General features: G+C 65.3%; 18 protein-coding genes and 1 riboswitch. Of the genes, 6 read left to right on the top strand and 12 right to left on the bottom strand.

The window, feature by feature from the left end; genetic code table 11:
- Positions 1-5: 5 nt before the first annotated feature.
- The 7 genes from PSEEN_RS22965 to PSEEN_RS22995 all read right to left on the bottom strand — a co-directional run bounded on the left by PSEEN_RS22965 (position 6) and on the right by PSEEN_RS22995 (position 6,185).
- Positions 6-524, bottom strand: coding sequence for a retropepsin-like aspartic protease family protein (locus tag PSEEN_RS22965; RefSeq protein WP_011535968.1), 519 nt, complete (start codon positions 522-524; stop codon positions 6-8).
- Positions 521-1,507 (bottom strand): esterase-like activity of phytase family protein, encoded by a 987-nt coding sequence (locus tag PSEEN_RS22970; RefSeq protein ID WP_011535969.1) that lies wholly within the window; start codon positions 1,505-1,507, stop codon positions 521-523. The genes PSEEN_RS22965 and PSEEN_RS22970 overlap by 4 nt, the downstream gene beginning before the upstream one ends.
- Complete coding sequence (gene parE, locus PSEEN_RS22975; protein WP_011535970.1) at positions 1,504-3,408, bottom strand: DNA topoisomerase IV subunit B; 1,905 nt, start codon at positions 3,406-3,408, stop codon at positions 1,504-1,506. The genes PSEEN_RS22970 and parE overlap by 4 nt, the downstream gene beginning before the upstream one ends.
- Before the next feature lie 33 nt (positions 3,409-3,441).
- A complete protein-coding gene (locus tag PSEEN_RS22980; protein ID WP_011535971.1) occupies positions 3,442-4,050 on the bottom strand; it encodes a YqiA/YcfP family alpha/beta fold hydrolase in 609 nt (202 codons plus the stop codon).
- 182 nt (positions 4,051-4,232) lie between these two features.
- Positions 4,233-5,036 (bottom strand): 3',5'-cyclic-AMP phosphodiesterase, encoded by an 804-nt coding sequence (gene cpdA, locus PSEEN_RS22985; RefSeq protein ID WP_011535972.1) that lies wholly within the window; start codon positions 5,034-5,036, stop codon positions 4,233-4,235.
- 85 nt (positions 5,037-5,121) lie between these two features.
- Entirely contained in the window at positions 5,122-5,574 is a 453-nt protein-coding gene (locus tag PSEEN_RS22990) for a DUF1249 domain-containing protein (protein WP_011535973.1), read from the bottom strand.
- Positions 5,565-6,185 (bottom strand): NUDIX domain-containing protein, encoded by a 621-nt coding sequence (locus PSEEN_RS22995; protein ID WP_011535974.1) that lies wholly within the window; start codon positions 6,183-6,185, stop codon positions 5,565-5,567. Before PSEEN_RS22995 ends, PSEEN_RS22990 begins: the two co-directional genes overlap by 10 nt.
- Before the next feature lie 185 nt (positions 6,186-6,370).
- Between PSEEN_RS22995 and PSEEN_RS23000 the strand changes: the two genes are divergently transcribed.
- Positions 6,371-7,117, top strand: a complete 747-nt coding sequence (locus PSEEN_RS23000) for an RsiV family protein (protein ID WP_011535975.1) — start codon at positions 6,371-6,373, stop codon at positions 7,115-7,117.
- Here the strand turns inward: PSEEN_RS23000 and cytX are convergent.
- Both cytX and thiC read right to left on the bottom strand, forming a co-directional pair.
- A complete protein-coding gene (gene cytX, locus PSEEN_RS23005; RefSeq protein WP_011535976.1) occupies positions 7,086-8,369 on the bottom strand; it encodes a putative hydroxymethylpyrimidine transporter CytX in 1,284 nt (427 codons plus the stop codon). The genes PSEEN_RS23000 and cytX overlap by 32 nt on opposite strands.
- A 148-nt stretch (positions 8,370-8,517) precedes the next feature.
- Positions 8,518-10,398, bottom strand: a complete 1,881-nt coding sequence (thiC, locus tag PSEEN_RS23010) for a phosphomethylpyrimidine synthase ThiC (protein WP_011535977.1) — start codon at positions 10,396-10,398, stop codon at positions 8,518-8,520.
- A 158-nt stretch (positions 10,399-10,556) separates the two neighbouring features.
- Positions 10,557-10,663: riboswitch (TPP riboswitch) on the bottom strand.
- 160 nt (positions 10,664-10,823) lie between these two features.
- Here thiC and PSEEN_RS23015 point away from each other — a divergent pair.
- Positions 10,824-12,260 carry a TolC family outer membrane protein gene (locus PSEEN_RS23015; protein WP_011535978.1) on the top strand — a complete coding sequence of 479 codons (1,437 nt, stop codon included), beginning with the start codon at positions 10,824-10,826 and terminating at the stop codon, positions 12,258-12,260.
- 109 nt (positions 12,261-12,369) lie between these two features.
- Here the strand turns inward: PSEEN_RS23015 and waaA are convergent, their stop codons facing one another.
- Positions 12,370-13,638 carry a lipid IV(A) 3-deoxy-D-manno-octulosonic acid transferase gene (gene waaA / locus PSEEN_RS23020; protein ID WP_011535979.1) on the bottom strand — a complete coding sequence of 423 codons (1,269 nt, stop codon included), beginning with the start codon at positions 13,636-13,638 and terminating at the stop codon, positions 12,370-12,372.
- Positions 13,639-13,676: 38 nt separating this feature from the next.
- Positions 13,677-14,567: a LysR family transcriptional regulator gene (locus tag PSEEN_RS23025; RefSeq protein WP_011535980.1), complete on the bottom strand. Its 891-nt coding sequence runs from the start codon at positions 14,565-14,567 to the stop codon at positions 13,677-13,679.
- A 90-nt stretch (positions 14,568-14,657) separates the two neighbouring features.
- Between PSEEN_RS23025 and PSEEN_RS23030 the strand changes: the two genes are divergently transcribed.
- From PSEEN_RS23030 to PSEEN_RS23045, 4 genes are all read left to right on the top strand, one after another.
- A complete protein-coding gene (locus PSEEN_RS23030) occupies positions 14,658-14,990 on the top strand; it encodes a DMT family transporter (RefSeq protein WP_011535981.1) in 333 nt (110 codons plus the stop codon).
- Between the two features lie 165 nt (positions 14,991-15,155).
- A complete protein-coding gene (locus tag PSEEN_RS23035) occupies positions 15,156-16,331 on the top strand; it encodes an NAD(P)/FAD-dependent oxidoreductase (protein WP_011535982.1) in 1,176 nt (391 codons plus the stop codon).
- Complete coding sequence (locus PSEEN_RS23040; RefSeq protein WP_011535983.1) at positions 16,328-17,140, top strand: aldo/keto reductase; 813 nt, start codon at positions 16,328-16,330, stop codon at positions 17,138-17,140. The genes PSEEN_RS23035 and PSEEN_RS23040 overlap by 4 nt, the downstream gene beginning before the upstream one ends.
- Positions 17,141-17,177: 37 nt before the next feature.
- A complete protein-coding gene (locus PSEEN_RS23045) occupies positions 17,178-18,146 on the top strand; it encodes a hypothetical protein (protein WP_011535984.1) in 969 nt (322 codons plus the stop codon).
- 89 nt (positions 18,147-18,235) lie between these two features.
- Here PSEEN_RS23045 and hldE read toward each other — a convergent pair whose 3' ends face one another.
- Positions 18,236-19,657, bottom strand: a complete 1,422-nt coding sequence (gene hldE, locus PSEEN_RS23050) for a bifunctional D-glycero-beta-D-manno-heptose-7-phosphate kinase/D-glycero-beta-D-manno-heptose 1-phosphate adenylyltransferase HldE (RefSeq protein ID WP_011535985.1) — start codon at positions 19,655-19,657, stop codon at positions 18,236-18,238.
- Positions 19,658-19,783: the final 126 nt, after the last annotated feature.

A 19,783-nucleotide genomic window follows, 5' to 3' on the forward strand; every position in this document is an offset into this window, starting at 1 on the left:
CCTCGTCATTTCAGGTTCTGGCGCAGCAGCATGGTGCCGCCGCGCTGGGTGAATTCAAGTTGTTTCAGGGCACTCATGCCCAGCAGCACGGCCTGGCCGTCCAGGCCGGGCACCACCAGCGCGCGCACGTCGCGCAGGTGAATGTCGCCCAGCTGCAAGCTGTTGAGCCGGGTGCGGTAGCCTTCGGTGCGACCGTTGGCAGTGCTCAACTGCACCGGCGGGCCACGATCCAGGTCCAGGTCGCGGGCCAACGCCTCGGGGATTGCCACGTCGGTGGCGCCGGTGTCGAGCATGAAATGCACCACCCGGCCGTTGATCGCGCCGTCGGCGACGAAATGGCCCTGGCCATTGCTCAGCAGGCGCACTTCGATGAAGCCATCACCCTGCTGGCTTTGCACCACGGTATTGGGGTTCTGCTGGCGCTCCTCCCACTGGCCGAAAAAGCGCGTGGCAAGGAACATCGCGGCCGCCCAGGCGACGATCATCAGCACCCTGCCCGCGCGCTTGCCCGGTGGCTGGCTCATGGGTTGGCGCTCCAACCGCCGGCCGGCGCGTCGAAGCGCCAGACGATCGGCCGCGCTTCGCCATCCACCCGCGGACGATCATTGTTGTCGATACCGATCCAGGCGCCGCGCTTGTCGATCACCAGCGCCTCGGCTAGGCCGTAAGGTTGCGTGTAGCGCCGCGACTCGACCAGGGCATCGGCGGCGAATGACCAGCAGCGTTCGACTTCACCTGTTTCAGTATCGCGGCGGCAGATCCGGTAAGCATTGCGTTCGAGGGTGAACAGCTTGCCTTCGAACCAGGCCAGGTCGGCAAAGTCCCGCGATACCGGGCGGGCTTCCGGAAATTGCGGTGGCTGCATCTCGACGCCAGCTTCACTGAGCAGCACGCAACTGCGCCCGCAGGTCCATACCGATTGCTGACGCTGTACGGCAAGCAGGCCGCGCCTCTCACGCTCGGCGGCCAGCCACAGGCGGTCGCCCGCCGGGTTGATCGCCAGCCCTTCGAACAGTGCATTGAAGTGCAGCAGCATGCCGCTGCCCCGCGCTTGGCGGACCATGGCCTGGTCAATCCTCAGCCAATTCGGCTCGCCGTCGACCGGCAATTGCAGCACGGCGGCATGGGCCTCGCTGACCACATAAAGGTTGCCGACCTGGTCACAGGTGATGCCCTCCAGGTCCAGAGAGCCACCGCGAATAAACGACGCAGCCCAGTTGCGCGACTTCAACCCCCATGGCAGGCCGGTGTCCGGCACGTCTGGCGGGGTGAAGACCAGCGGCTGGGCACTCCAGGTCGCATTGTCCTGGTCCAGCCGATAGATGCGCTCGTCATCCCGGTCAGAGACCGCCCACAGCGCACCTCGGCACGAAGCCAGGCCCGACAGGTTGCCGCCACGCATGCCATCGACCGCGTGCTCGCTGGTGAGCTTGAGCTCCGGCCAGTTGCCCGCCTGGGCCTGCAGGGCGAACAACGCCAGGCAGGTTGCCAGGAACAGACGAATCAAACCAGGACCTCGGCCAGGTTACCCTTGGTCTCCAGCCAGTTCTTGCGGTCGCCCGCGCGCTTCTTGGCCAGCAGCATGTCCATGATTTCGGTGGTGCCCTGCACGTCGTCCAGCGTCAGCTGGACCAGGCGCCGGGTGTTCGGGTCCATGGTGGTCTCGCGCAGCTGCGGCGGGTTCATCTCACCCAGGCCCTTGAATCGGGTGACCTGGGGCTTGCCGCGCTTCTTCTCGGCGACCAGGCGGTCGAGGATGCCGTCGCGCTCGGCTTCATCCAGGGCGTAGTAGATCTCCTTGCCCAGGTCGATGCGGTACAGCGGCGGCATGGCCACGTAGACATGGCCGGCCTCGACCAGCGGGCGGAAATGCTGGACGAACAGCGCGCACAGCAGCGTGGCGATGTGCAGGCCGTCGGAGTCGGCGTCGGCGAGGATGCAGACTTTGCCGTAGCGCAATTGCGACAGGTCGGTGGCACCCGGGTCGACGCCGATGGCCACGGCGATGTTGTGCACCTCCTGGCTGGCCAGGACTTCACCGCCGTCGACTTCCCAGGTGTTGAGGATCTTGCCGCGCAGCGGCAGGATCGCCTGGAATTCCTTGTCCCGCGCCTGCTTGGCGGAGCCACCGGCCGAGTCACCCTCGACCAGGAACAGCTCGGCGCGCATCGGGTCCTGGCCGGCGCAGTCGGCCAACTTGCCGGGCAGCGCCGGACCCTGGGTAACGCGCTTGCGCTCGACTTTCTTGCTTGCCTTCAGGCGGCGGCCGGCGTTGCTGATGGCCAGTTCCGCCAGTTGCATGCCCAGCTCGGGGTGGGCATTGAGCCATAGGCTGAAGGCGTCCTTGACCACGCCGGAGACGAATGCCGCCGCCTCGCGGGACGACAGGCGCTCCTTGGTCTGGCCGGAGAACTGCGGCTCCTGCATCTTCATCGACAGCACGAAGCTGATGCGCTCCCAGACGTCCTCGGGGGCCAGCTTGACGCCGCGCGGCAGCAGGTTGCGGAACTCGCAGAACTCGCGCATGGCGTCCAGCAGGCCCTGGCGCAAGCCATTGACGTGAGTGCCGCCTTGCGCGGTGGGGATCAGGTTGACGTAGCTTTCCTGGATGCTGTCGCCGCCTTCGGGCAGCCACAGCAGGGCCCAGTCGACGGCCTCCTTGTTGCCGGCCAGGCTGCCGCAGAACGGCTCGTCGGGCAGGCGCGGGAACTCACTGACCGAATCGACCAGGTACGAACGCAGGCCGTCCTCGTAATGCCACTCGACCTTCTCGCCGGTGCCCTTGTCCTCGAAGCTGATGGACAGCCCCGGGCACAGCACGGCCTTGGCCTTGAGCACATGTTTGAGGCGGCTGATGGAGAACTTCGGCGAATCGAAGTATTTCGGATCGGGGGTGAAGTACACGCTGGTGCCGGTGTTGCGCTTGCCGACGCTGCCGACCACTTCAAGCTCGCTGGCCTTGAAACCGTCGGCGAAGGTCATCTGGTATTCGTTGCCATCGCGCTTCACACGCACGCGCACCTGGCTCGACAGGGCGTTGACCACCGAGATGCCGACACCGTGCAAGCCACCGGAGAACTGATAGTTCTTGTTGGAAAACTTGCCGCCGGCGTGCAGCTTGGTGAGGATCAGTTCGACACCGGAAACACCCTCCTCGGGGTGGATGTCCACCGGCATGCCGCGGCCATCGTCGCTGACTTCCAGCGAATGGTCGGCGTGGAGGATGACCTGCACCGAGCGGGCATGACCGGCCAGGGCTTCGTCGACACTGTTGTCGATGACTTCCTGGGCCAGGTGGTTGGGCCGGCTGGTGTCGGTGTACATGCCCGGCCGCTTGCGGACCGGGTCAAGGCCCGAGAGGACTTCGATGGCGTCTGCGTTATAGGCGCTAGCGCTGGGATTGGCCATGGGGTCTCGTCGTCAGTCAGGTGAATACAAAAGTCAAAATACAGAAAAATCCAGCGCCGCATACTGCCCGCGGGCAATACCGGCGAACGCCAGCAGGGCCGGCAGCTGTTCGGCGAAACCTTGGTAGCTATGGTCGCCGCCGGCCTGGATGCGCAGGGCACAGGCGCGGTAATAACGTTCGGCCTGGCGATAGTCCAGTGTTTCATCGGCGGTCTGCAACCACACTTGATAGCGGCTGGCGTCCTGCGGAGGTGGCACTTCCAGCTCGGCCAGGGCTTCCACATGGTCGTGGGTCAGCTCCCAGGCCTCGTCGGTATAGAGGTTGCGCTGGGTGCCGAGGTAGCCATCGAACAAGCGATGCGGTGCGACCGCCGGGTTGACCAGCAAAGCCTTGAGCCCGAGGCGCTCGGCCAGATGGGTGGCATAGTAGCCGCCGAGGGAGCTGCCGACCAGCAGCGGCGCACCCAGCTCACCGATGGCCGCCTTCAGCTGGGCGATAGCCTGGCGCGGATGGTGGTGCAGGGTCGGGACGCGCAGTTGGTCGGACAGGCCGAGCTGCTGCATCACCGCCTCGAGCTGACGGGCTTTCTTCGACAGCGGCGAGCTGTTGAAGCCATGGATATAGAGGATGGAACCCGACATGCTGCCCCCGGACGCAAAGATGCGCAGTGTAGCGCGTTCGAAGGGCATTGGCGCAGCGTGGGGATTTTCACAACAAGTAACGGGCGCCGGGAGCGCCCTTCGCCGGCAAGCCGGCTCCTACACGAACCACGCTAACACCTGTAGGAGCCGGCTTGCCGGCGAAGGGTTGCATAGCAGCCCCATCAATACCCCGGGCTATCGAAGTCCAGCTTCACCTCGAAATCGAGCGCCCGTTCCACCCCGGTCTCCAACCGCCCGTCCTCATGCAGCCGCAACCAGCGATACCCCGGCTGCTCCTCGCTCACCTTGAAATCCTCGCTGCCGGGCGCGAACTGGATGCAGGTCGAGGGTGTGGCGAGGTAACGGACACCCTCACGCAGCTCATCCCATTCCTGATGGATATGCCCCCAGAGCACGGCTTTCACCTGTGGATAACGCTTGAGACGCTGCAGCAGTTCGTCGGCATTGCGCAAACCGATCGGCGCGATCCAGGCACAACCGATATCCACCGGCTGGTGGTGGCAGCACACCAGGCAATGGCGTTCGCCAGCATCGGCCAGCGCCTGGTCCAGCACGGCCAGTTGATCGTCCGCCAACAACCCGAACGTGGCGCCGACCACCGCCGAATCGAGCATGACGATGCGCCATTGGCCAATGTCGGTCACCGCCTGCACCAGCTCCGGCGCCACGGCCTGCATGACCTGGGCTTCGTCATGGTTACCCGGTAACCAGCGCGCGGGGGCGCCGAGCACCGCCGTCATTTGACGGAAAGCAGCGTAGGAAGCTTCGCTGGCATCCTGGGAGAGGTCGCCCGTGCACAGCAGCAGGTCGATGCGTGGCTGCTCGCGCAGGACCTGGCCGACCACATGGCCAAGGCTGTCGCGGGTATTGAGGCCCAGCAGGCTGCCTGCCGGGTCGGCGAACAGGTGGGCGTCGGTCAGTTGCACCACATGAACGGGTGACGGAGTCGAAAGTGGTTGCGGCAACGGCCGTCTCCTCGAACGGATTCAGCACGGATTATGGCGGGGGATCGGTTGCGAGCAAACACTCGGAACCGACCTACATCACATTTCAGCGCACGGCTTCCAGTTCATGGCCGCACGCCAGGCAGTGGCTCAGCCACTCACCGAGGAACAGGTTGAGCTGGGCTTTTTCGTCCGGCTGGTGCATTGCCGTGTTGGGGTACGGATAAATACTGCGCAGGCGGCGGGTGTGTTCGGCGCTGACCACCTCGGCCATGCGCGCGTCGTGATAGACCTGCACTTCCAGTGCAGGCACCGGCAACCACGGCAGGCTATGCTCCTGGCGCACCCGCAGCGTGGTGGTATAGGGACAGGCCAGCACCACGTCGAGCACCAGCACACCGAGCATCTGGTCGCCCTGGGTCATGCCGATGCGCCGCGAACTTTGCGTGGTACGCATGTCCGGCAACAGGCGCATCAGGCGGGCATAGTTGGCCTCGCAGGCGGTCTGCAGCCCGACCAGGTCGACCCGATAGCGCTCACGCAGCAGGTTCACTTCCACATACCTCGGACTTCATCACGGTTCAGGGCCAGCCATTGCAGGGCGATGATCGTGGCCGCATTGTGAATCTTGCCATCGCGCACGGCTTGCAACGCATCCTCGAATGCCCACACGCGCACACGGATATCTTCGCTCTCTTCTTCGAGACCATGCAGGCCGCCTGCACCTTCACTCTCGCAACGACCCAGGTAGAGATGGACAAATTCGTCGCTGCCGCCAGGTGACGGGAAGTACTTGGTGATCGGCCAGAGCGCCTTGAACGTCAGGCCTGCTTCTTCTTCACCTTCGCGACGGGCAACTTCTTCAGGGTCTTCACCCTCCTTGTCGATCAGCCCAGCCACCATTTCGATGAGCCAAGGGTTGTCGACCTTGTCCAGGGCACCGACGCGGAACTGCTCGATCAGGACCACCTCGTCGCGCTGCGGATCGTAGGGCAACACGCAGACGGCGTCATGCCGCACGAACAGCTCGCGGGTGAACTCACGGCTCATGCCGCCGGCGAACAGTTCGTGACGCAGGTGCAGCTTGTCCAGCTTGTAGAAGCCCTTGAACAACTGCTCGCGCCTTGCGATCTCGACCTTCTGGGGCACTGAATTCAACGTGTCCGTCATGCAAACTCCTCATTACCTCGATTACCGCATCGCGCAATCCTACTCTGCGCGCCGCGCGGTTTCATCCCTTTCCGCCGACCGTTCGGGCAGCCGGGACAGGCGCGCCACTCTCTGTTAGCTTAGTGGCGAACTGAAGGCCGCGCAGGCGGTCCAAGGCCGATCATCACCGTTGTGCAAGGATCAACATGAGGCTAGTCAAACTGACTTGCGTGGCCGCCCTGGCCCTGGCGCTCGGCGCCTGCCAGAGCCTGTTCACGCCCAACTACCGGGCGCCGCTCGAGGTCAAGCGCGAAGCCTGGGAACACCTCAAGCCCGGCTGCAGTGAAAGCGACTGCCCGCTGGTCAACATCGACGTGGTGCACTTCCCGGCCCTGCCCAAGCTCGACGCCATCGTCGAAAAACGCCTGTTGCAACTGACCGAGGACAACCAGCGCGGCACCCCGCCGACCTCGCTGCAGATGTACGAACAGCAGTACCTGGCCCAGGCCGACAAGCGCAACAGCAGCTACCTGCAAGCCAAGGTACGCGAACAGCATGACGGCCTGGTGATCATCGAGCTGTCCAGCTACCTCGACAGCGGCGGCGCCCACGGCATGCCCGGGCGCGGCTTCATCAACTACTCGCGCAAGCTGGACAAGGTGCTGACGCTGCAGGACATGCTGGTGCCCGGCCAGGAAGAGACGTTCTGGAAGACCGCCGAGGAGTCCCACCGCGCCTGGCTGATCAGCACCGGCATGGACAAGGACCCGGAATTCATCAAGACCTGGCCATTCAAGCAGTCGCCGCACATCGCCCTGACCTACGGCGCGGTGGTGATCAAGTACGAGGTCTACGCCATCGCCCCGTACTCCATGGGCCACGTCGAGCTGAAGATCCCCTACCCGCGCCTCAATGGCGTGATCAAGCCCGAGCTGTTTCCCGGGCGCGGCTGAGCGATAGCACCAGGTGCAGCCCCCCTGCCAGCAGCAATGCCGGCAGGGTCGCCCCCAGCTCCGGCGCCGCGTTCGCCATCAGGTGATAGGCCGCCACCCCCACCGCCCAGGCCAGCAACGCCTGCCAGTGCAACCCCTCCACCACCGCCGGCAAACGGCGGCGACGGACCACGAAGTGGTCCACCAGCACCACGCCGAACAATGGCGCGAATACCGAGCCGATCAGCAGCAGGAAGTTCTGGTACTGGGCCAACGGCGCCAGCAGGGCGATCAGCGTACAAAGCACACCGATGGCCAAGGCCAGGTGCTCGACCTTTAGCTTGATCAGCAGCCCGGTGGAAACCGCAGCGGAATGAATGTCGGCGAAGGCGTTCTCCGACTCGTCCAGCAGAATCAGCAGCAGCGGAATACCCAGCCCGGCGCCTGCCAGCGCCAGCAGCAGTGCATTCACCTCACCGCTCGGTGCGAACGCCAGGGTGTAGGCCACACCCAGGCTCATCAACCAGGCATTGCCGATGAAAAAGCCCAGCGCCGTGCCGCCGAACACCCGGCTGGCGCGCTGGCCAAAGCGTGAATAGTCGGCGATCAACGGCAACCACGACAGCGGCATGGCAATGACGACGTCAAAGCCCACGGCCTGGGACAGCGAACCGTCCCCTGGGCGGCGCCACAGTTCGGCCAGGTCGGCCTTGGCGAACAGGTTCCAGGTCAGCCACAGGCAGGCGCCGAGCAACAGCCAGATGCCCCATTTGCGCAGCACCTTGCGCACGAAGGCCAGCGGCCCGCTGACCGCCAGGAGCGTCGCCAGGGCGCCAAAGCACAGGGTCCACAACAGTGGGCTGCTCCAGTGGCTGCCTTCTCCGAACGCGCGCGTACCCAGCAGACTGGCGGCGTCGCGCATGACGATGATCTCGAACGAGCCCCAGCCGATCAGTTGCAGCAGGTTGAGCAAGGCCGGCAGGCGCGCGCCGTGGCGGCCCAGGGTCAGGCGCAGGCTGCCCATCGCCGACAAGCCGGTGTCGCTGCCGATCACGCCAGCCGCCGCGAGCAGCAGCACCCCGACCGCCGTGCCGAGGGTGATCGCCAGGATCGAGCCGGCCAGGCCCAGACCTGGCGCCAGCAGCCCGCCGACCTGCAGGACCATCAGGCCGATGCCGAGGGAGAACCACAGCGAGAACAGGTCGCGGGCACCGAACTGGCGGTGGTGGGAGGGGACCGGGTGGTCGGGGGAGAAATGGCTGGGTGATGTCATGGGAGGCTCGCCGGAATATTGGAATTGTTGCTGGCGAGGACTTTGTCCTCGATTCGCGGCACAAGGCCGCTCCTACAGAGACCTGCACCGTCCCTGTAGGAGCGGCCTTGTGCCGCGAAAGGGCCGCGACGCGGCCCCCAAGGTTTACTTACACCTTTTGGTACAGCTGGCTGCCTTCCTGGCGGAACCGCTCGGACTGCTCGCGCATGCCCTGCTCGACCGTCACATCCACGGTTTCGATCTTGGCGGCGTACTCGCGCACTTCCTGGGTGATCTTCATCGAACAGAACTTCGGCCCGCACATGGAGCAGAAGTGCGCGACCTTGGCCGACTCCTTGGGCAAGGTTTCGTCGTGGAACGAGCGTGCGGTGTCCGGGTCCAGGCCCAGGTTGAACTGGTCCTCCCAACGGAACTCGAAGCGCGCCTTGGACAACGCGTTGTCACGAATCTGCGCGCCCGGGTGGCCCTTGGCAAGGTCGGCGGCATGGGCGGCGATCTTGTAGGTGATGATGCCGGTCTTCACGTCATCCTTGTTCGGCAGGCCCAGGTGTTCCTTGGGCGTGACATAGCAGAGCATGGCGCAACCGAACCAGCCGATCATCGCCGCGCCGATGCCCGAGGTGATGTGGTCGTAACCCGGGGCGATGTCGGTGGTCAGCGGGCCCAGGGTGTAGAACGGCGCCTCGTCGCAGCATTCGAGCTGCTTGTCCATGTTCTCCTTGATCAACTGCATCGGCACATGGCCAGGGCCTTCGATCATGCACTGCACGTCATGCTTCCAGGCGATCTTGGTCAGCTCGCCGAGGGTTTCCAGCTCACCAAACTGGGCAGCGTCGTTGGCGTCGGCGATCGAGCCCGGGCGCAGGCCGTCACCCAGCGAGAAGCTGACGTCGTAGGCCTTCATGATTTCGCAGATTTCGTCGAAGTGCGTGTACAGGAAGTTCTCTTTGTGGTGCGCCAGGCACCACTTGGCCATGATCGAGCCGCCGCGGCTGACGATGCCGGTGACGCGCTTGGCGGTCAGCGGTACGTAGCGCAGCAACACGCCGGCGTGGATGGTGAAGTAGTCCACGCCCTGTTCGGCCTGTTCGATCAGGGTGTCGCGGAACAGCTCCCAGGTCAGGTCCTCGGCGACGCCATTGACCTTCTCCAAGGCCTGGTAGATTGGCACGGTGCCGATCGGTACCGGCGAGTTGCGGATGATCCACTCGCGGGTTTCGTGGATGTGCTTGCCGGTGGACAGGTCCATGACCGTGTCCGAACCCCAACGGATGCCCCAGGTCAGCTTGGCCACTTCTTCCTCGATCGAGGAGCCCAGGGCGCTGTTGCCGATGTTGCCGTTGATCTTCACCAGGAAGTTGCGGCCGATGATCATCGGCTCCAGTTCCGTGTGGTTGATGTTGGCCGGGATGATCGCACGGCCACGGGCGATCTCCTCGCGAACGAACTCGGGGGTGATCTCTTTCGGAATGCTCGCGCCGAAGCTGTGGCCGGCGTGCTGCTGGTCCAGCAGGCCGGCGGCACGGGCTTCCTGCAGCTTCATGTTCTCGCGGATGGCGACGTATTCCATCTCGGCGGTGATGATGCCCTGGCGCGCGTAGTGCATCTGCGAAACGTTGGCGCCGGCCTTGGCGCGGCGTGGGTTGCGCACGTGGGCGAAGCGCAGCTTGGCAAGCTCCGCGTCGTTCAGGCGCTGCAGGCCGAAGTTCGAGCTCAGGCCCTCCAGGCGTTCGGTGTCGCCACGGGCGTCGATCCAGGCCGAGCGCACATCGCCCAGGCCCTTGCGCACGTCGATGACGACGTTGGGGTCGGTGTACGGGCCGGAGGTGTCATACACCAGCACCGGGGCGTTCTTCTCGCCGCCGAAGTCGGTGGGGGTGTCGTGCAGGCTGATCTCGCGCATGGGCACGCGGATATCGGGGCGCGAACCTTCGACATAGACCTTGCGCGAATTGGGCAGGGGTTGCACGGACTGTTGGTCGACTTGGGCCGACTCGCTCAGACTGATCGCTTTTTCTTGTTTGCTCATCACAGGCTCTCCAGACAGCTCCCTCGCGGGCGGAATGTCGGGGTGAACCTGAAAGGCGCGGACGCACCCGTATTGACGAGTGCAGTGCCGGATATGGGGTGCCGTGAGCTGCATGCAGCTGTGACGATCCCGGACCTGGCACAAGAGGCTCCCGGGATAATGAGAGCAATCTTGTTCCCTACGCAGGCGCTAACCTGATCAGGTTCAACGGGATCCGCAACTTTGCGATCTCAGCCTTTGCTTCAAGGCACCCCGACAAGAACATGCGCAGTCTAGACTGGAGTGGCCGGCAAAGCCAAGCGGGTAAATCCGGGGGTGATAAATGGCACAAGCGGCGGATTGTTGAGGACGGCGCGCGGCACTACACTGGCGCATCGCTCGATACCCGACAGTACAGTAAATAAAATTTGATCAAGGATTGCCCTATGCTGCGCAAACTCTCACTGGCAATTGCCGTGTCTTGTGCGTCCCACGGAGTGGCCTGGGCAGTGGATACGCCCACGACGGTGAAGACCGACCTGGTCAGCGTCTACCAGGAAGCGGTCGACAACAACGCCGACCTGGCCGCCGCCCGCGCCGACTATGGCGCCCGCCGTGAAGTGGTGCCCCAGGCCCGCGCCGGCCTGCTGCCCAACCTCTCGGCCGGTGCCGAGATGATGAACACCCGGACCAAGCTCGACGAGCCGTCGATCACCTCCAACCGCAGCGGCAACGCCTGGAGCGCCACCCTGGCGCAACCGATCTTCCGCGCCGACCGCTGGTTCCAGTTGCAGGCCGCCGAGTCCGTCAACGAACAGGCCGCGCTGGAACTGTCGGCCACCGAGCAGAACCTGATCCTGCAGACTGCCGAGAACTACTTCGCCGTGCTGCGCGCCCAGGACAACCTGGCCTCGACCAAAGCTGAAGAAGCGGCCTTCAAGCGCCAGCTGGACCAATCCAACGAACGCTTCGACGTCGGCCTTTCGGACAAGACCGACGTGCTGCAATCGCAAGCCAGCTACGACACTGCCCGGGCCAACCGGATCATCGCCGAGCGCCAGGTGCAGGATGCCTTCGAAGCCCTGATCACCCTGACCAACCGCCAGTACAGCGCGATCCAGGGCGTGGTCCACACCCTGCCGGTGCAGGTGCCGACCCCCAACGACGCCAAGGCCTGGGTCGAGACCGCCGGGCGGCAGAACCTCAACCTGCTGGCGACCAACCACGCCGTGACGGCCGCCGAAGAGACCGTACGCCAGCGCAAGGCCGGCCATGCGCCGACCCTTGATGCCGTGGCGAAATACCAGAAGGGTGACAACGACAATCTCGGTTTCACCAACTCGCAATTGCAACCGAACGTGCATTACGGTCGTGACGTGGAACAGACCAGCATCGGCCTGCAACTGAACATCCCGATCTACAGTGGCGGCCTGACCAGCTCGCAGGTTCGCGAAGCCTACGCGCGCCTCACTCAGACCGAACAGCAGCGCGAAAGCCTGCGCCGCCAGGTGGTGGAGAACACCCGCAACCTGCACCGCGCGGTGAACACCGACGTCGAGCAAGTGCAGGCGCGCAAGCAGTCGATCATCTCCAACCAGAGCGCGCTGGAAGCCACCGAGATCGGCTACCAGGTGGGTACCCGCAACATCGTCGATGTGCTCGACGCCCAGCGCCAGCTGTACACCTCGGTGCGCGACTATAACAACAGCCGCTATGACTACATCCTCGACAACCTGCGCCTGAAGCAGGCCGCGGGCACGTTGAGCCCGCAGGACCTGCAGGACCTTGGGCGCTACCTGAAAGCCGACTACAACCCGGACAAGGACTTCCTGCCACCGGACCTGGCGGCGGCGGCGGCGAAGAACTTCGAACGCCGCCCCTGATTGCCGACCCAGGCACCGCCATACCTGTAGGAGCCAGCGTTGCTGGCGAACGGCGCCACGCCGTTTTCGCTAGCAAGGCTACGCCTTGCATCGCCAGCAAAGCTGGCTCCTACAGCAGCCTTGCCAGCCCATCCAGCAGGCGCTGCAACGCGCCCTGATTAGCCTGCATCACCGCCCTGCCCGCCTCGCCCATGCGTCGGGCATCCTGGGGCAGCTCCACCAGTCGGCGCACCGCCCCTGCCAGCCCTTCGGCGTCATCCACCTGCTGCAACGCTCCCGCCTCGCGCAGCATCGCGCTGATCTCGAGGAAGTTGAACACGTGCGGCCCCATGAGCACCGGCAACGCCAATGCCGCTGGCTCCAACGGGTTGTGCCCGCCCGTGGGCACCAGGCTGCCGCCGACGAAGGCGATGTCGGCCAGGGCATAGAGGAACAGCAATTCCCCCATGGTGTCACCCAGCAACACCTGGGTCTGCGCCGCCACCGGCTCGCCCAGCGAGCGGCGCACCGTGGCGAACTGCTCGGCGCACAGGGCATGCACCGCGTTGAATCGCTCGGGATGGCGCGGCACCAGGATCAGCAGCGCATCACTGTGCACCTGCAGCAATTGCTGGTGGGCAGCGAGAATCAACGCATCCTCACCGTCATGGGTACTGGCGGCGATCCATACCGGGCGCTGGGTCGCGCCCCACTGCCCACGCAGCTCACGGGCACGCGGCAACAACTGCTCGTCGACCTTCAGGTCGAACTTGATCGAGCCGGTCACTTGCACGCACTCGGCGCGGGCACTCAGGCTGCGAAAACGCTCGGCCTCGGTCTCGGTCTGCACCGCGATCAGGCTCATCTCCTCGAGCATCGGCCGGGTCAGGCCGGCGAAACGGGCATAGCCCCGCGCCGAACGTTCGGACAGCCGTGCATTGGCCAGCGCCACCGGAATGCCGCGCTTCGCGCACTGGTGGATATGATTGGGCCACAGCTCGGTTTCCATGATGACGCCCAGCTTCGGCCGCACATGGTCGAGGAAGCGCCCCGCCGCCCACGGCAAATCGTAGGGCAGGTAGCAGTGCTGCACCCGTGGCTCGTTGGCGAACATCGCATGGATCCGCTCCGAGCCGGTCGGGGTCATGCAGGTGAGCGTGATGGGCAGGTCCGGGTACTGCGCGAGCAGGGCGCGAACCATCGGTGCGGCGGCGATGCTCTCGCCCACCGAGACCGCATGTACCCAGATGCCTCCCTGGCGCAGCGGCGGCAACTGCCAGGCGAAGCGCTCTGCAATGCGCGCTCGGTAGGCCGGCGCCTTGCGCCCGCGCAGGAACAGGCGCAGCGCGACCAGCGGCAGGCCCAGGTGAAACAGCAGGGTATAGAGGGTTCTGTTCATGGCGGCGGAGTTTACTAGGAACCGCGCGAAAAGGCCTGTCAGCCAATCGCTCGCAAGTGCACGGCGAAGCGCTCGGCCAGCCATTGGGCGGCCGGCCCCAGCGGTTCGTCACGGCGCCAGGCCAGCTCCGCGACCAGCGCTGGCGGGCGCCACTCGCTGTCCAGCTCGACCATCTGTGCCTGGTAGGTGGGGTACTGCACCACATGGCGGGGCAGCCAAGCCCACCCCAGGCCGCGCATCAGCAGCTCGGCCATGGCGTAGAAACTGTCGGCGCGCCAGACCTGCGGGCTGATCGCCTCGCCACCGGGGTAGCCGCTTTGCTGGGGGGTGATCAGCAATTGACGATGGCGGGCCAGTTGCTGGCGGCTGACCTTGGCCAGGCCGGCCAGTGGATGGTCGACGGCACACACCGTGACCATCTCGACACTGCCCAGCGCGCGGCGCTCAAGCGAAGCCGGAATGCTTTCGTGATGGAAGAACAGGCCAAGGTCGGCGCGCCGCTCCACTAGCTTGCGTGCCACATCCCCCTGGGCACCGCTGGCCAGTTGGACCTCCAGGTAGGGGAAGCGCGCCGCCAGTTCGTCGAGGCTATCGATCACCGGCTGGTACGGCATGGCCTCGTCCTGGGCCACCCGCAGCAAGGCTTCCTGACCACGCATCAATGCCAGGGCACGACCGTCGAGCCGTTCGCACTGGCGCAAGAGTTCGCGGGCATCCTCCAACAACGCGGCGCCGCTTTCGGTCAGCCGGGGCTGGCGCCCGCTGCTGCGCTCGAACAGCGCCACGCCCAAGTCCGCCTCCAACAAGGCGATGGCGTTGCTTACCGCCGACTGCGCCCTGCGCTGCTCGCGCGCCACGGCGGAAAACGAACGCAGTTCCGCCGTGCGCACGAACAGCCGCAGTTGCTCCAGGTTCCAGTGCTCGGCCATGACCAACCCATCTCCAAATCAGATAGGTAATGACTTTACCGCATCTTGGCATCCTCTAGAATGCACAGCCAGCAACGGAGGACCCGCACCATGAACGCCTATACCTATCTCGCCATCGCCATCTGCGCCGAAGTCATCGCCACCGCCTCCATGAAGGCGGTCAAGGGGCTGAGCACGCCGCTGCCGCTGCTGTTGATGATCTGCGGCTACGGGGTGGCGTTCTGGATGCTGACCCTGGTGGTGCGCAGCATTCCGGTGGGCATCGCTTATGCGATCTGGTCGGGGCTGGGCATCGTGCTGATCAGTGTCGCGGCCCTGGTGATCTATGGGCAGAAGCTGGATGTCCCGGCGATGCTGGGCATGGCCATGATCGTCGGCGGCGTGGTGGTGATCCAGGTGTTCTCCAACACCGCCGGGCACTGACGCCGCTCCCCCTGTAGGAGCCAGCTTGCTGGCGAACACGCTCGACACCGACTGGCAAGGCTGCGCCTTGCATCGCCAGCAAGCTGGCTCCTACAGGTCCTGTGCAAGCTGGCCGAGGGCTTAGCCTGTATACTGCGCACCTGTCCCAGCTTTCGAGGTGCCCGCATGCCATCCGCCATTTCCACTGACGTGCTGATCGTCGGCGCCGGGGTCGCAGGCCTCTGGCTCAACGCCCGCCTGCGCCGTCTGGGCTATTCGACAGTGCTGGTGGAGCGCGCCAGCCTGGGCGGCGAGCAGACCATCAAGTCGCAGGGGATCATCCACGGCGGCACCAAGTACGCCCTGCACGGCGCCCTGACCGGCGCCTCCGAGGCCATCGCCGACATGCCACGGCGCTGGCGCGAAGCGCTGGCCGGCAACGGCGAGCTGGATCTGACGGGCACCCGCCTGTTGTCCGACGCTCACTATCTGTGGTCTCCCGGCACCCTGGCCGGCAACCTCACCAGCTTCTTCGCCAGCAAGGCCGTGCGCGGCCGGGTCGACCAGGTCAAGGGCGAGCAACTGCCCCCGGCGCTGCAGGATCGGGCGTTCAAGGGCAAGGTCTACCGCCTGGCCGAGCTGGTCATCGACGTGCCCAGCCTGCTGGCCAACCTTGCACAGCTGGCCGGCGACAGCCTGCTGGCGGGCGAACATATCGAGCCCCTGCGCGACGACGGCGAACTGAGCGGGCTGATCGTCGATGGTCGCGAGATCCGCGCCCAACGCATCGTCCTCAGCGCCGGTGGCGGCACGGCGGACCTGCTGCACGCCCTTGGTCTCGACCAGCCCGCCATGCAGCGCCGCCCACTGCACATGGTCCTGGCCAAGGGGCCCAACCTCAAACCCCTGTACGCCCACTGCCTGGGCGGTGGCCCCAAGCCACGCATCACCGTGACCACCCACCCGGCCGCCGACGGCCAGTGGGTGTGGTACCTCGGCGGCGACATCGCCGAGGCCGACGGCGTGGCCCGCGAGCCTGCCGCGCAGATCGCCGCGGCGCAGAAGGAAGTTGCCGGCCTGTTGCCCTGGGTCGACCAGAACCAGGTACGCTGGGCCACCCTGCGGGTCGACCGCGCCGAGCCCGCGCAATCGGGCCTGGTGCGCCCGGACAACGCCTTCCTCGCCGAACAGCAGCGCCTGCTGGTGGGCTGGCCGACCAAGCTGGCCCTGGCGCCGGACTTTGCCGACCGTGTGCTGGCCAGCTTCGAGCGTGACGGTATCCGCCCCTCGGCGCAGCCAGACTTGGCCGACCTGCCGCGTCCACCGCTGGGTGTACCCGCCTGGGAGCAACTGCTGCCATGAGCCTGCCAACCCTGCACGACCACCACCGCCCCTTGGGCAGCACCGGCCTGCGCGTATCGCCCCTGGGCCTGGGCACGGTCAAGCTGGGCCGTGACCAGGGGGTGAAGTACCCCAACGGTTTCACCATCCCCGATGACCAAACCGCCCGTCTGCTGCTCGGGCAGGCGCGCGAACTGGGGATCAACCTGCTCGACACCGCCCCAGCCTACGGCCGCAGCGAGGAGCGCCTGGGCCCGCTGCTGCGCGGCCAGCGTGACAAGTGGGTCATCGTCAGCAAGGTTGGTGAAGAGTTCGACAACGGTCAGTCGCATTTCGACTTCAGTGCCGCCCACACACGCCGCTCTGTCGAGCGCAGCCTCAAACGCCTGGAAACCGACCGCATCGAGCTGGTGCTGGTGCACTCCGACGGCAACGACCTGGCGATCCTCGAACACGAGGCGGTCTATGAAACCCTCGCCACGCTCAAGCAGGAGGGCAAGATTCTCGGCTATGGTTTCTCCGGCAAGACCGTTGCCGGCGGCCTGAAAGCCTTGGAGCAGGGCGACTGCGCCATGGTCACCTACAACCTCAACGAGCAGGCGGAACGCCCGGTGCTGGACTACGCTGCCGAGCACGGCAAGGCGATCCTGGTGAAGAAGGCTCTGGCCAGCGGGCACATCTGCCTGGCGCCTGGCGTCGACCCGGTACAGGCCAGCTTCGAGCTGCTGTTTGCCCATCCAGGCGTCAACAGTGCCATTGTCGGCACCATCAACCCGGTTCACCTGGCCCACAACGTGGCCACCGTCGCCCGCATCCTGGGTCGCCCCTGAGCCGCCTGGGCGGGGGCCCATCGCAAGGAGGAGCCTCGTGCCGCGTACGCTGATCCGCAAGAACCCGAGCAACTTCAAGACCCTGCCCCTGCATGTCGAGGCCACGCACGACGGCCTCACCTACCAGAGCATCGGCATGCCGCTGAACTTCGCCCAGACGCTGCAGCGGCGCAAGGCGATCCAGTTGCAGAACAGTGACCACTTTGTGGCCGAGCTGGCCAACCTGGGCGTGTCGGTACGCCTGACCCTGCATTGGCATGGCCGCGACTATTGGGTGCTGGTGCGTCAACGCCGCCAGGATCGCGGCGATGTGGTGCTGAAACTGATCTCTGGCTATGTGCCCGCCCACGAACTGAACCTGCCCCTGCATACAGCGATTCAGGAGGTGGCCGAGGAGTGCCTGCTGGAAACACCCGAAGGCTGGCTCGGCGGCCGCTTCAATGACACCTGGCTGCCAGCGCCCTACGCCGACGCCCTGCATTATCGAGAGGCCCTGCCTTTCGTCCTGACACCGGCCTCGGGAGCCGCGCGCCCCGTGCACTGTGGCAACCTGATGTTGCTGGAGCGGCCACAAGCCTATGTGCACCTGCCCACTGCATCGTTGCAACTGATCTACGACCTGCGTCTTGAAGTGCCCAGGGAAGCCAAGTCACTGAGCCTGTTCCATGTCGACGAACGCCTCGAAGGCGACCAGTTGGTGGCACGCCTGGACCGCAAGCGCCCCGACCTGTACCTGATGCCCTTGCAGGACGGCAAGCCACTGGCAGAGCTCTACACCGTGAAAAAGGACCAACTGTTGCCAGCCAGCACGCGCGGGCTATGGCTGGCGGAGAGTTTCGCTCGCCAGGAAGGCTGGGTCGTTCGGGATGAGCGGGTGCGCTGGAAGCAATGGCTGAAGGACCAAGGGCTGGTCGAAAGCAGGGCGGCGCCGGCGTCGCACCTGGAGCGCTTCAGTGACAAGGCGCGTGCCCTGCTGGAGCGGGCGCGCACCTCACTGCATAAATAGGCCAACCCTCTGTAGGAGCCAGCCTTGCTGGCGAACACTGCGCAGAAACCGGTTCGCCAGCAAGGCTGGCTCCTACAGGAAGGTCGATGTCAGTGCTTGCGGATCTTCTCGACGATGGCCGTGGTCGAGCTGTTCTCCACCAACCCCAGCACCTTCACCGTGCCGCCATAGGCCTTGACGATGTCGGCGCCGACCACTTGGTCGATGCCATAGTCGCCGCCCTTGACCAGCACGTCCGGCTTGACCTGGCGCAGCAGGTTTTCCGGCGTGGCCTCGGGGAAGCTGATCACCCAGTCCACCGCCCCCAGGCCGGCCAGCACGGCCATGCGCCGGTCGACACTGTTGATCGGCCGGCCAGGCCCTTTCAGGCGGCTGACCGAGGCATCGTCGTTGATCGCGACGATCAGCCGGTCGCCTTGGGCGCGAGCCTGTTCCAGGTAGGTTACGTGGCCCGCGTGAAGAATATCGAAGCAGCCGTTGGTGAAGACGATCGTCTCGTTGTGCGCACGGGCATCGTCGATGGCCAGCAACAGCTGTTCCAGGCTCAACACACCACGCTCCGAGCCCTCCTCGCGCTGGATGGCCCGGCGCAGCTCGGGGGCGCTGATGGCGGCGGTACCGAGCTTGCCGACCACGATGCCGGCCGCCAGGTTGGCCAGGGCGACGGCATGGGGCAGGTCCTCGCCGGCGGCAATCGCAGCGGCAAGGGTCGAAATCACGGTATCACCGGCACCGGTCACATCGAACACTTCACGGGCACGAGCCGGCAGGTGCAGGGCCGGATGGCCGACGCGCAGCAGGGTCATGCCATGCTCGCCACGGGTCACCAGCAAGGCGCCGAGGTCCAGCTCTTCCAGCAGCTTCAAGCCTTTGGCAACCAGTTCGGCCTCGTCGGCACAGCGCCCGACGATGGCCTCGAACTCGCTCAGGTTCGGCGTGATCAGGCTGGCGCCACGGTAGATCGAGAAATCCTTGCCCTTGGGGTCGGCCAGGACCGGGATCTGCTTCTGGCGAGCGGCCTGGATCAGCGCCTGGTGATTGCGCAGCGCGCCCTTGCCATAGTCGGACAAGACCAGGACCTTGACGCCTTCGAGCAGCCCTTCGACCTCTTCCCCCAGCGACAAGGGATCGGTGGCGAAAGGCTCTTCGAAATCGATGCGCAGCAACTGCTGGTGCCGGCTCATGACCCGCAGCTTGACGATGGTCGGCTGGTGGGCGATGCGCTGGAAGATCGAACGCACGCCGGCAGCCTGCAGGCTGTTGGCGAGGCTGTCGGCAGCCTCGTCCTGGCCGGTGACACCGACCAGCGAGGCGGGCGCGCCGAGGGCGGCGATGTTCAAGGCCACGTTGGCCGCGCCACCGGGGCGATCCTCGATCTGGTCGACCTTGACTACCGGCACTGGCGCCTCGGGCGAAATACGTGAAGTACCGCCATGCCAGTAGCGGTCGAGCATGACATCGCCGACCACCAATACCGGGGCTTGATCGAAACGCGGCATGGACAACTTCATGGGCAACCCATATGAAAAAGTGAACAGGGGCAGGATATTAGCACAGGGGCGAGGATGGCTTTACGGCCACCTGCATCTGTGAACATCGTGGTGTCAATCGGGGCCCTGCAGGCCCCGATTCTCGAG

Origin of the sequence: Pseudomonas entomophila L48, from assembly GCF_000026105.1 — a bacterium.
Taxonomy (GTDB): domain Bacteria; phylum Pseudomonadota; class Gammaproteobacteria; order Pseudomonadales; family Pseudomonadaceae; genus Aquipseudomonas; species Aquipseudomonas entomophila.